The following is a 12,125-nucleotide window of genomic DNA, read 5'->3' as shown; positions in this document are numbered from 1 at the left end:
CGATGCTGCCGTTCCTCTACAACGTGTGGAAGACGGCGAAGTACGGCAAGAAGGTCGAGGTCGACGACCCGTGGGGCTACGGCCGTTCGCACACACCTGCGGGCACCCCACCCCCACCCCCAACCACCCCCACGAGCACAAGTACAAGCACGAGCACCCCATGGACAGATGATTGCGCGCGCATATAATGCACACGGCTATAACCACCGCACGCCGATTACCCCTGGGGGACCCATGACCCGCCGCTTCCTCTTCGTGCTGGGCAGCGCCCGCCTCGACGGCAACACCGAGTTGCTCGCCCGCAGGGCCGCCGAGCAGCTGCCCCCGGACGTCGAGCAGGAGTGGATACGCCTCGCCGACCACCCGCTCCCCGACTTCCTGGACATCCGGCACGACGGAATCGTCCGGCCCGTCCAGCCCGCCGACAACGACACCGTCCGGCAGCTCCTCGACGCCACCCTCGCCGCGACGGACATCGTGATCGCCTCGCCGGTCTACTGGTACTCCCTGTCCGGCCTCACCAAGCGCTACCTGGACTACTGGTCCGACTGGCTGCGCGTCCCCGGCGCCGACTTCAAGGCGACGATGGCCGACCGCACCCTCTGGGGCGTCTCCGTCCTCGCCGAGGAGGAAGAGGCGGTCGCCGACCCGCTGATCGGCACGCTCAACAACTCGGCCGCGTACATGAAGATGCGCTTCGGCGGGGTCCTCCTCGGCAACGGCAGCGGACGCGGCGACGTACTGAAGGACTCGCGGGCACTGTCGCGTGCGAAGACGTTCTTCGCACGGGAAGCGGACCTCGCGCGTTTCCCGCACGAGACCGGAGACTGACCGAACGAACCTCAGGCCGTGATGTCCTTCGCCGTGAACCGCGCCCACGCCGCCGACCCGAACACCGCCGCGTACAACGCCTGCAGACCCAGGTTCTTCACCAGGTCGTCCCAGTAGACCGGTTCGCGCATGAGGTCGGCGAAGGACAGCCAGTAGTGGGAGAAGAAGTACGGCTGGAGCGCGTGCAGTTGGGGAATCTGATCAAGGATCTGAACGGTGATCAGCAGCCCCACAGTGGTCGCCATCGCCGCGATACCACTGCTCGTCATGGTCGAGATGAACAGCCCCAGGGCCGCGATACCAACAAGCGACGCCGCGACCACCAGCGCGATCAACAGCGCCCGCCCCAGCCCCTCCGCGAAACTGATCTGCGTACCGGAGATCGTCGTCAGGTCACCCAGCGGAAAGAGCAACGCGCCGACCGTCAGCGCCGACACCGCCACGACCAGCGTCGCCACCACGCAGAACGTCATCACCGTCGCGTACTTGGTGAGCAGCAGCCGGGTGCGGCCCGCCGGGGCCACCAGGAGGTAGCGCAGGGTGCCCCCGCTGGCCTCGCCCGCGATCGCGTCGCCGGCGACGACACCGATGGCCATCGGGAGGAAAAAGGGCAGCGTCGCGGCCAGCGCCGTGAACACCAGGAACAGCCCGTTGTTGGTGATCTGCGCGATGAACGCCGGCCCCCCGCCCCCGTCCCCGCGCCCAGGCCCGGACCCGTCCTGCGTCTCCAACTTCACCGCGATCCCGACCAGGATCGGCACGGCGGCCAGCACCCCGAGCAGCGCGAGCGTGCGCCAACGCCGGAACGTCGTCACTAACTCGCTGCGCAACAGCCCGAAGGTCCAGAGAAACCGGGGAGCACGCACGGCAACCGGCCCAGAAACAGCCACCTCAGCCTGCGACATCGAAGCCCTCCCCCGTGAGCGCCACGAACGCGTCCTCCAGCGAGGCCCGTTCGACCCCGAACCCGCGCACCCGCACCCCGGCCGTCACCAACGCCTTGTTCACCTCGGCGAGTTCACGATCGGGCGGCTCGGCAGTCACCCGCTCCTCCGCCACGGCCACGTCCGCCAGCCCCTGTTCCTTCAGCACCCGTGCCGCGTCCCCGGTGTCGGGCGTGGCCACGAACAGCCGCCCCCTCGCCCCCGCCGCCAGCTCGGACACCGAACCCTGTGTGATCAGCCGACCCTGTGCCATCACCGCCGCGTGCGTGCAGACCTGCTCGATCTCGTCGAGGAGGTGGGAAGACAGAAAAACGGTCGTACCGTCGGACGCCAACCCCCGGATCAGAGAACGGATTTCGCGCATGCCCTGCGGGTCGAGCCCGTTGGTCGGCTCGTCCAGAACGAGCAACTGCCGGGGCTGGAGCAAGGCGGCCGCGAGCCCCAGCCGCTGCTTCATGCCCAGGGAGTAGGCCTTCGCCTTCTTGCCGGAGGCCGCCGTCAGGCCCACCCGGTCCAGCGCGGCGGCGACGCGGGTGCGCCGGGTGCGCGGGTCGGCGGTGGGGTCGGCGGCGTCGTAGCGCAGGAGGTTGTCGCGGCCGGAGAGGAAGCCGTAGAGGGCGGGGCCCTCGATCAGGGCGCCGACGTGCGGCAGGACCGTGCGGACGGATCTCGGCATGGGGCGGCCCAGGACGCGGGCCGTGCCGGAGGTGGGTTCGATCAGGCCCATCAGCATGCGGATGGTGGTGGTCTTGCCGGAGCCGTTGGGACCGAGGAAGCCGAAGACGCTGCCCGCCGGGACGGTCAGGTCGAGACCGTCCACGGCGAGCTGTCCGCCGCGGAAGCGCTTGGTGAGGCCGCGGGTGGCGATGACGCCGTCACCCGCCCCCGCCTGTTCCGGCACTTCAGCGGACGGTTCGCCCATCGGCTCCTCGATTCACCCAACTCATAGTCCCCGCAAGGGACTTACTCCATACCGTGCTTACTTCGCCGCGTCCGCCGCCTTCACCAGCGCGCTCTTGGTGACCGCGCCGACGTAGACCTTGCCATTGTCCGTGACCAGGGCGTTGACCAGGCGGGTCGAGAAGACCGTGCCCGAGCCGAAGTCGCCCTTGACCTGGTCGCCGAGCGAGCTGAGGAAGCCGCCGAGGTCGCCGCCGCCGGACTTGGCACCGGACGGGATGCCCTGGCCGCCGGTCTCGAAGACGGCGATGGAGTTCCAGCCCTTGCCGAGGACCGTCGGGTCGTCGGAACCCTTGCCGAGGTCCTTGCCGGACTTGCCGGACTTGGCGGAGTGGTCCGGGGCCGGAGCCGCCTTCTTCGCGCTGTCCTCCGTGGTGACCTTCGCGCCCTTGGGCGTCTTGAAGTCGAAGGTCGAGGCGGCCGGCGCGGAGAGGCTGAGCTGGGTGAAGCCGACGTCGACGACGGCCGCGCCGCCGCTCGCCGGGGTGAGCGTGAACTTGAGCGGCAGGCCCGTCTTCGCGTCCACCGCGACGCTGATCGCGCCGACCGTCGTACCGGACTGCTTGGGCTTGATCAGCAGCTTGTAGGCGTCACGGCCCGCGACGTGCTCGGTGCCGTCGACCGTGACGGAGGTGGTGGAGTCGACCGACTTCAGCGCCTCGTCGGTGAGGCCCTTGGGCGTGGCCTTGCTCTCGTCGCTCTTCGAGGCGTCGGCGGCGGTCGTGCCGTGGTAGACCTCGTTCGACTTGCTGTCGTAGCCCCACACGTCCTTGCCGTTGTGGATGAGGCTGTACTCCGCCGCGTTCTCCAGCAGGGAGACCTTCTGCTTGTCGGGGCCGTCGGCCGCGACGCGCAGGGTGTGGGTGCCGGTGGCCAGCTCGGTGAGCTTGCTGGTCGGGTCTGCGGAGGAGCCGTCGCCGGACTTCGTGGCGCCGGACATCACGCTGCTCTCCAGGCCGCCGAGGTCGGGCAGGCCCAGGTCCGTGCTGATCTTCACCGTGCCGGACAACTGCTGGACGTCCGACTTGGCGACCTTGTCGATGAGCTGCTGTGCGGTGATCTTCGGAAGGTTCGGGTCGCCGGAGTTGGCGAGCGCCGGGACCAGTCCGATGGTCGCCGCCGCCACCCCCACCACGGTGACCGGGACGATGTACCGCGCCGCCCTGCGCCGCCCGGCCCGGAGCTCTTCGCGCTCTCCGGTGTCCGTGCTGTCGTCGGTTTCGTACGGTGCCATGTCTGCCTTACCTCCGTCGTCGGCGGCGGCCAGTCCGTCTTCTACGCGTTCCACCCTGTGCCGCCATTCTCACCCGAATCGGTGAGGAGTGGTGATTTCCGTGTTCTCCATCTGACCAAATCCGCCGCGCATAAGCGTCAGACCGGGGAGCCAACTCCGCGTACGCCTGGGGTATGACACACGGAGGCGACGCCTCCCCAAAACCCCTAGGGGAAGACGCCGCCTCCGTACGGCAGTTGCTCAGGACCTCAGCCCGCCCGGTGCACCACCGCGTCGCACATTTCCAGGAGGGCGACCTTCGCGTCGCACTCGGGGAGCGGGGCGAGGGCCGCGCGGGCGTCCTCCACGTAGCGGACGGTGTCGCGGCGGGCCTGCTCCAGGGCCGGGTGGGAGCGCAGGCGGGAGAGGGCCTCGGCGTGCCGGGCGTCGTCCGTGAGGTCGGAGTCGAGCAGTTCGCACAGGGCGACGTCCTCGGCAAGACCGAGGCGCGCCGCCCGCTCCCGGAGCAGCAGCACCGGCAGCGTGGGGATGCCCTCGCGCAGGTCCGTGCCCGGGGTCTTGCCGGACTCGTGGCCGTCGGAGGCGATGTCCAGGACGTCGTCGGCGAGCTGGAAGGCGACGCCGAGCCGCTCGCCGTACTGGGTGAGGACGTCCACGACCGTGTCGTCGCAGCCGGCCATCATCGAGCCGAACCGGCACGCGACCGCGACCAGGGAGCCGGTCTTGCCGCCGAGCACGTCGAGGTAGTGCTCGACCGGGTCGCGCCCGTCGGACGGTCCCGCGGTCTCCAGGATCTGGCCGGTGACAAGGCGTTCGAACGCCTCGGCCTGCACCCGCACCGCCTCGGGGCCGAGGTCGGCCAGGGTGTGCGACGCGCGCGCGAAGAGGAAGTCGCCGGTGAGGACCGCGACCGAGTTGTCCCAGCGGACGTTGGCGCTCTCCACGCCGCGCCGTACGGTCGCCTCGTCCATCACGTCGTCGTGGTACAGCGTGGCGAGGTGGGTCAGTTCGACGACGACCGCCGAGGGCACGACACCCGGCGCGTAGGGGTCGCCGAACTGCGCGGCGAGCATCACGAGGAGCGGCCTGAACCGTTTCCCGCCCGCGCGCACGAGGTGCTGGGCGGCCTCCGTGATGAAGGGGACCTCGCTCTTGGTGGCTTCGAGCAGACCCTCCTCGACTGCCGCCAATCCGGCCTGGACATCGGCTTCCAGAGCCTGGTCCCGCACGCTCAGCCCGAACGGCCCGACGACGGTCACGAGGGGTCTCCTGTCTGCTGGTGTCCCTGGGCGGTCACACGGTTTGTCGATAGGTCGCTGCCATCACTCAAGTCAGCGTATCCGGTCAGCTTTCGATCACCGATGCCGCCCACCCCGTCCAGGAGGGGCGGTATCGGATCACGACCGGTATGTTTTTGATCACCTGATAAGAACGGACATTTATCGACTTACGTGGAAGTAGTGGATGGTGTCTCGAACCGCACTCGAAGCCGAGCCCGACGGCCAGCCGCCTCCCGAGGACGACCACGCCTTCTTCGGCCAGCCCAAGGGGCTGCTCACGCTCTCCGGTCTGGAGGTCTGGGAGCGTTTCTCGTTCCTCGGCATGCAGGCCATCCTCGTCCTCTACTTCGCGGATACCGTCGCGCACGGCGGCATGGGCATGTCGTCCGGAACGGCCGCATCCGTATCGGCAGCCTACGGAACGCTGGTCTATCTCGTCTCCGTGGCGGGCGGCTGGCTCGCCGACCGCATCCTCGGCTCGTTCCGCGCGGTGCTGTGGGGCGGCGTCCTCATCGCCTGCGGGCACTACGCGATGGCGGTCCCCACCCCCACGATGACCTGGGTGGGCCTCGGCCTCATCAGCGCCGGCACCGGACTGCTCAAGCCCAACGTGGCCACCATGGTGGGCAAGCTCTACCGCACCGACGACGAGCGCCGGGACGCCGGTTTCGCGCTCTACTACATGGCGATCAACATCGGCGCCTTCGCGGGCCCGCTGATCACCGGCTGGCTGGGCGACCACGAGGGCTGGCACTGGGGCTTCTCGGCGGCCGCGGTCGGCATGACCTTCGGCCTGATCCAGTACGTCGCCGGACGCCGTCACCTCGCCGGGCGCAGGAACACCGCGGAGTTCGCGCTCGCGCCGGCCGCGATGGGCCGCGCGGTACGGCTGATCGTCGTGGGGATCCTGGTCGCCGCCGTCCTCGCCGTGCTGCTGACCGGGGTCGGCTGGCTGACGATGGGCCGCTTCGTCGACCTCCTCACGGTGATCTCCGTGATCGCGCCGGTCGTGTACTTCGCGGTGATGTTCATGAGCCCGCGCGTGAGCCCCGGGGAACGCGGCCGGCTGCGCCCGTACATCGTGCTCTTCCTGGCCTCGACCGTCTTCAACTTCATTCTCTTCCAGGCCTATTCGACGATGATGCTGCTGGCCGCGTCGAACGCCGAGACGACCATCCTCGGCTTCGACTTCCCCGCCAGCTGGTACGCATCCGCGCTCGGCGCCTTCGAGGTCGGGCTCGCGCCCGTGGTCGCCGCGCTCTGGGTCCGCATGGGCCCGCGCCAGCCGCACGCCTCCAACAAGATCGCGATCGGGGTCGTGCTGGGCGGCCTGTCGTTCCTGCTGATGGTCCTGCCGACCTCCGGGCACGCGAACGACAGCTACATGATGTCGGCCTGGTGGATCGTCGGCTCGTACTTCCTGCTCGGCCTCGGCGACATCCTCCTGGAGACCTCCGGCATGTCGGCCACCACGAAGCTCGCCCCGGCCGCCTTCTCCAGCCAGACCATGTCCCTCTGGTTCCTGTCCCTCGCCCTCGCGAACGGCATCCAGGCCCAGACGGTGAAGCTCTACGACGACGTATCCAAGCCGGCCTACTTCGGCGTCAACGGCGCGATCGCGGTGGCCGCGGGCCTCGCGGTGATGGCCGCCGCGCCGTGGCTGCGCCGCACGATGCACCCGGTCCACTGAAGCCGACGGAGCCCCAGGGGTCACGATCATGCGCATCCGAACGTCCTTCCCCTACGAGACGACCCACGAGGACCTCCGTATCCGGGTGCCCGACGGAACGCGTCTCTACGCACGCGTGTGGCGCCCTTTGACGGACGAACCCGTGCCGGCGCTCCTCGAATACCTCCCGTACCGCCTGACCGACTGGACCGCGCCCCGCGACGCCCAGCGCCACCCCTGGTACGCGGGCCACGGCTACGCCTCCGTCCGCGTCGACGTGCGCGGGCACGGCAACAGCGAGGGCGCACCCGGCGACGAGTACGACGCACAGGAACTCGCGGACGGCGTCGAGGTGGTCAACTGGCTTGCCGCGCAGCCCTGGTGCACCGGCAAGGTCGGCATGTTCGGCATCTCCTGGGGCGGCTTCAACTCCCTCCAGATCGCGGCCCTCGCGCCCGAGCCCCTCAAGGCGATCGTCACGGTCTGCTCCACGGACGACCGCTACGACAACGACGTGCACTACATGGGAGGTTCCGCCCTCGCGGTCGACCTGCACGCCTGGGCGGCCACCATGCTCGCCTTCGTCGCCCGCCCGCCGGACCCCGAGTACGCGGGCCTGATCTGGCGCGACATGTGGCTCGAACGCCTCGAACAGATCGACCCGTTCATCCACACCTGGCTCGCCCACCAGATCCGCGACGACTACTGGCGCCACGGCAGCGTCTGCGAGGACTACGGCGCGATCGACGCGGCCGTCCTCGCGGTGGGCGGCTGGCACGACCCGTACCGCGACACGGTGCTGCGGCTCGTCGAGCACCTCCCGCCGGACCGCGTGCGCGGCCTGGTCGGCCCCTGGTCGCACCAGTACCCCGACCGCGGCCTGCCGCCGGGCCCCGCGATCGGCTTCCTCCAGGAGACCCTCCGCTGGTGGGACCAGCACCTCAAGGGCATCGACACGGGGGTGATGGCGGACCCCCTCCTGCGTGCCTACGTCAGCGACTCCCACCCTCCGGCCACGGTCTACGACTCCCTTCCGGGCCGCTGGGTCGGCGAGCCCGCGTGGCCCTCGCCGCACGTGAAGACGACGACGTACGGCCTCCGGGGCGCCCCCGTGATCGTCCGCTCCCCCATGCACACCGGTGTGGACGCGGGCCGTTTCTTCCCCTTCGGGAACGACGCCGATCTGCCGCCGGACCAGCGGGACGAGGACGCGCGCTCCGCGTGCTTCGAGTTCGAGGTGCCGGCCGAGACGTGGGTGCTGGGGCGGCCGGGGGTGCGGCTGCGGCTGACCTGCGAGGTGCCGCGCGGGCAGGTGATCGCGCGGCTGTGCGACGTCGCCCCCGACGGCTCCTCGACCCTGGTCACCCGGGGTGTGCTGAACCTGTCGGCGCGGCACGGGCGGGACCGGGCGGTGCCGTGGACGCCGGGTGCCACCGAGGACGTGACCTTCGAGCTGAACGGCATCGGGCACGCGTTCCCGCCCGGGCATCGCATCCGGCTCGCGGTGTCGTCGGCGTACTGGCCGTGGATCTGGCCGCAGCCGGAGTCGGCGGCGGGCTTCACGCTGGACCCGGAGGGGAGCGCGCTCGAACTCCCCGTGCGGGAGCACGAGTTGACCGACGACCTCCGTACCGACGACATCCGCTTCGAGGAGCCCGAGGAGGCCGAGCCACTCGGGGTGAACTACCCGGCCACCCTTGACGAACCGCGCCCCGAGCGGCTGGTCGTGCGGGATGTGGCGAAGGGCGAGTGGCGGCTGGAGGTGGACCCCCGGTACGGCGGCACGCGCGTGTACCCGGACGGACTGGAGTTCACCGAGGACGCGCTGGAGACGTACACGATCGACGAGTCGGACCCGTTGTCGGCGCGCACCCGCTCGGACTGGTCGATCCGGCTGCACCGGCCGGAGGCGGCCTGGGACACGAGCGTGCGCACGCGGTCGGAGATTACTTGCGACGAAACGGACTTTATTACCTCCAACGAGGTCATCTGCACCGAGGGCGAAGAGGTGATCTTTCATCGGACATGGGAGAAAAGGATTCCGAGAACTGCCAGTTGAGGTCGAATGCCCGATTTGCCGTTCTTAATCCTCCCGTGAGTTGGGTCACTCATTTCTGTGCGCGACCTGTGTCCCGGTCTGCCCGCGTTTCCCCTTATGGCGTTTGACAGTTGACCCTTGGCTCACGCAAAGGATCAAGTGCCCCATACGCCTCAGACCAAGGTCAATAGGGGTTAGGTGTGATTCCGCCACTTGTTCCGGACATGTGCTCTCGCATACGTTCCCGGCCTGTCGAGCGGAACGCCGAATCCTGCCGCCGCCCGGCATCCCAGCCACGAACACATCTCGCACGGCAGGAGCGGGGGAACCAGGTAAGTCGCCGGACCGGTCGTCGCGACCGGAACGGCTTGGGGTTAAGTCACGTCCGCAAGGGCCTGGCCGGGCACCTCCCAGCCCGAACCCGACAGCTCACCTCGCAGGCGACGGAGAGGAACCTCGTCATGCCTGCAACCGCTCAGTCCCGCCGCGCCCGCCTTGTCCGCCGCCTGGTCGTCACCGGCACGGGTGTGGCGATACTCGCCCTGCCTGTCGTCGGTGCGACCACCGCGTCGGCCGCCACCACGTCGACCAGTTCGACCACTGCCGCCGGGTACCCCAACACCCTTGACGGGTGGATCCGTGAGTCGCTCGCGATCATGGCGCAGAAGGGGATTCCGGGTACGTACAACGGGATCTACCGGAACGTGATCCGTGAGTCCTCCGGCAACCCGTACGCCATCAACAACTGGGACTCCAACGCGGTGGCCGGTACGCCGTCGAAGGGGTTGCTTCAGGTGATCGACCCGACGTTCAACGCGTACCACGTGGCGGGGACGTCGTTCGACTCGTACGACCCGGTCGCGAACATCACCGCCGCCTGCAACTACGCGGCGGCTGTGTACGGCTCCATCGACAACGTGTACGGGGCTTACTAGAACCGTTGGATCAGCCACGACGGGTTTGTGTTTTGAGTGACACCATCGTCGTGGCTGGTCGCGCAGTTCCCCGCGCCCCTGAAAAGGCCCTTCGGGCCCCTTTTCAGGGGCGCGTTCTAGCTGAACAGTCTTTCCAGTACCACCGCGATGCCGTCGTCCTCGTTCGACAGCGTCACCTCGTCGGCCACCGCCTTGAGTTCGGGGTGGGCGTTGGCCATTGCCACGCCGTGGGCTGCCCAGTCGAACATCGGGATGTCGTTCGGCATGTCGCCGAAGGCGATGGTGTCGGACGGGGTGAGGCCCAAGTGGCGGGCGGCCAGGGCCAGGCCCGTCGCCTTGGTGATGCCGAGTGGCTGGAGTTCGACGGTGCCGGGGCCCGACATGGTGACCGAGGCCAGGGAACCGACCACCGAGCGAGCCGTGGACGCCAACTCGTCGTCCGCCAGGGCGGGGTGACGGAGCAGCACCTTGCTGATGGGTTCCGCCCAGAGGTCGTCGCGTCGGCCGACCCGTACCGCGGGGAGCGTGGGGTGCGGCATCAAGTAGCCGGGCTCGATGAGGGTGAGGCCGTCCACGCCGTCCTGGTCGACCGCCGCGTACACCTGGCCCACCTCGGCCTCGATCTTGCCCAGCGCGGTCTCCGCCAACTCCCGGTCCAGGGTGACCGACCAGAGCAGACGGTCCGCGCCGGCGTCGTACAACTGCGCGCCCTGTCCGCACACCGCGAGCCCCCTGGAGCCGAGGTCGTCGAGGAGGGGCCGCACCCTCGGGGCGGGCCGGCCGGTGACGACGAGATGCCGTGCACCTGCCGCCGCCACCCGCCGCAGCGCGGCGAGGGACCGGTCGGAGAGTGTGTCGTCGCCGCGCAGCAGCGTCCCGTCCAGGTCGGTGGCGATCAGTGCATATGCGTGGGGTGCGGCCATGATCAGAGAATACGGATGGAAAGCCCCACCGACTCGACACGAACCGGACGGCTCACGCCTACACATGCGTTGACCCGTGTTCCGGTTGGTTTGACAGTTACGGCGGTTATGCCGACTCCCGGATCACCAGTTCGGTGGGCAGGATCACGCCCGCCGTGTCCTCGCCGGCGATCTGGGCCAGCAGCATCCGCACCATCTCGGCGCTGATCCGGTCGTAGGGCTGGCGCATGGTCGTGAGGGCCGGGGTGATGGCGGTGGCCGCCGCCGAGTCGTCGAAGCCTCCGACAGCGATGTCATCCGGGACCGAACGGCCGGACTGTTGCAGGGTGTTGACGACTCCCAGCGCCATCAGGTCGGAAGCTACGAAGACCGCGTCTATGTCGGGGGCCTGGGACAGGAGTCTGCGGGCCGCTTCCTCGCCGCCCGTGCGACGGTAGTCGCCCTCGACCACGAGGGTCGGGTCGTGGGGCAGGCCCGCCTCGGTGAGGACGTCGCGGTAGCCGGCCAGGCGGTCGGGGCCGCCCGGGGCGTCGAGCGGGCCGGTGACCATGCCGATGCGGCGACGGCCGCCCGCGATGAGATGGCGGACCATCTCCTGGGCGCCGTCGCGGTCGGCGGCGGCCACGTAGCTGTACTTGGAGGCGGTGCCGAGCGGCTTGCCGCAGGCCACCAACGGGATGCCCGCGTCCCGGAGTTCGGACGCGACCGGGTCGCCGCTGTGGTTGGAGACCAGGAGAACGCCGTCCACGTGGCCCGAGGTGATGTACCTCGTCAGTCGGCGGCGCTCGTCCTTTGAAGAGGCCAGCATCAGCAGCAGCGGGATGTCGTGGCGGGCCAGGTGTTCGGTGCAGCCCCGCAGCAGGACATTGAAGTTGGGGTCCTCGAAGAACTTCTCCTGCGGCTCGGTGAGGAGGAACGCCACCGAGTCCGACCGTCCGGTGCTCAGGGAGCGGGCGTGCCGGTTGACGACGTAGCCCGTCTTCCTGATCGCCGTCTCCACCGCGGTGCGCGCGGCGGGCGAGACGTAGTGGCCGCCGTTCAGGAACCGGGAGACGGTGCCCCGCGACACGCCCGCCTCGCGGGCCACGTCGTGGATGGTGGGCGGCTTGCGGCGGCCGTTCGAGCTCGTCGTCATGTTCCTCGTTCGTGGTGGGGGGCGGTCGGCTGTGGGGGGTCCGCCCGGTTCCTGGGCAGGTCGCGCGAAGTCGGCAGCGGTTCGGCCGCGCCCTGAAGGGGCGCGGGGCTGCGTTCGATGTGCGGCTACCGCCGCGTGGGCGCGACCAGCCACGACGGCGCCGCGGACGAGTGACG

The 12,125-nt window shown here is 69.4% G+C and carries 11 protein-coding genes and 1 riboswitch; of the genes, 5 read left to right on the top strand and 6 right to left on the bottom strand.

Going from position 1 to position 12,125, the window contains the following annotated elements:
* Positions 1-188, top strand: a 188-nt coding sequence (locus ACFWP5_RS19760; RefSeq protein WP_384157732.1) for a hypothetical protein, incomplete at its 5' end; no start/stop codon positions are given.
* A gap of 46 nt (positions 189-234) precedes the next feature.
* Complete coding sequence (locus ACFWP5_RS19755) at positions 235-831, top strand: flavodoxin family protein (protein ID WP_384157729.1); 597 nt, start codon at positions 235-237, stop codon at positions 829-831.
* 11 nt (positions 832-842) lie between these two features.
* On the opposite strand, the gene ACFWP5_RS19750 is transcribed toward ACFWP5_RS19755, so the two are convergent.
* From ACFWP5_RS19750 to ACFWP5_RS19735, 4 genes are all read right to left on the bottom strand, one after another.
* The gene (locus ACFWP5_RS19750; RefSeq protein WP_384157726.1) at positions 843-1,736 is read right to left on the bottom strand and encodes an ABC transporter permease; all 894 of its coding nucleotides are present in this window, start codon (positions 1,734-1,736) and stop codon (positions 843-845) included.
* Positions 1,723-2,697: an ABC transporter ATP-binding protein gene (locus ACFWP5_RS19745; RefSeq protein WP_384157723.1), complete on the bottom strand. Its 975-nt coding sequence runs from the start codon at positions 2,695-2,697 to the stop codon at positions 1,723-1,725. Before ACFWP5_RS19745 ends, ACFWP5_RS19750 begins: the two co-directional genes overlap by 14 nt.
* 57 nt (positions 2,698-2,754) lie before the next feature.
* Positions 2,755-3,969: an outer membrane lipoprotein carrier protein LolA gene (locus tag ACFWP5_RS19740; RefSeq protein WP_384157720.1), complete on the bottom strand. Its 1,215-nt coding sequence runs from the start codon at positions 3,967-3,969 to the stop codon at positions 2,755-2,757.
* 248 nt (positions 3,970-4,217) lie between these two features.
* Positions 4,218-5,228: a polyprenyl synthetase family protein gene (locus tag ACFWP5_RS19735; protein WP_384157717.1), complete on the bottom strand. Its 1,011-nt coding sequence runs from the start codon at positions 5,226-5,228 to the stop codon at positions 4,218-4,220.
* Between the two features lie 205 nt (positions 5,229-5,433).
* On the opposite strand from ACFWP5_RS19735, the gene ACFWP5_RS19730 reads away from it, so the two are divergent.
* The 3 genes from ACFWP5_RS19730 to ACFWP5_RS19720 all read left to right on the top strand — a co-directional run bounded on the left by ACFWP5_RS19730 (position 5,434) and on the right by ACFWP5_RS19720 (position 9,891).
* Positions 5,434-6,939 carry a peptide MFS transporter gene (locus ACFWP5_RS19730; protein ID WP_384157714.1) on the top strand — a complete coding sequence of 502 codons (1,506 nt, stop codon included), beginning with the start codon at positions 5,434-5,436 and terminating at the stop codon, positions 6,937-6,939.
* Between the two features lie 28 nt (positions 6,940-6,967).
* Positions 6,968-8,977, top strand: a complete 2,010-nt coding sequence (locus ACFWP5_RS19725; protein WP_384157711.1) for a CocE/NonD family hydrolase — start codon at positions 6,968-6,970, stop codon at positions 8,975-8,977.
* A gap of 231 nt (positions 8,978-9,208) precedes the next feature.
* Positions 9,209-9,414, top strand: a riboswitch (cyclic di-AMP (ydaO/yuaA leader).
* Between the two features lie 3 nt (positions 9,415-9,417).
* Positions 9,418-9,891, top strand: coding sequence for a transglycosylase SLT domain-containing protein (locus ACFWP5_RS19720; RefSeq protein ID WP_384157708.1), 474 nt, complete (start codon positions 9,418-9,420; stop codon positions 9,889-9,891).
* Between the two features lie 116 nt (positions 9,892-10,007).
* Here the strand turns inward: ACFWP5_RS19720 and ACFWP5_RS19715 are convergent, their stop codons facing one another.
* The gene (locus ACFWP5_RS19715; protein ID WP_384157705.1) at positions 10,008-10,814 is read right to left on the bottom strand and encodes an HAD family hydrolase; all 807 of its coding nucleotides are present in this window, start codon (positions 10,812-10,814) and stop codon (positions 10,008-10,010) included.
* 106 nt (positions 10,815-10,920) lie between these two features.
* On the bottom strand, positions 10,921-11,949 hold the full coding sequence (locus ACFWP5_RS19710) for a LacI family DNA-binding transcriptional regulator (RefSeq protein ID WP_384157702.1): 1,029 nt from the start codon (positions 11,947-11,949) through the stop codon (positions 10,921-10,923).
* Between the last annotated feature and the right edge of the window lie 176 nt (positions 11,950-12,125).

Origin of the sequence: Streptomyces sp. NPDC058469 (assembly GCF_042721125.1) — a bacterium.
GTDB lineage: Bacteria > Actinomycetota > Actinomycetes > Streptomycetales > Streptomycetaceae > Streptomyces.
This window is presented reverse-complemented; position numbering and strand designations above follow the sequence as displayed.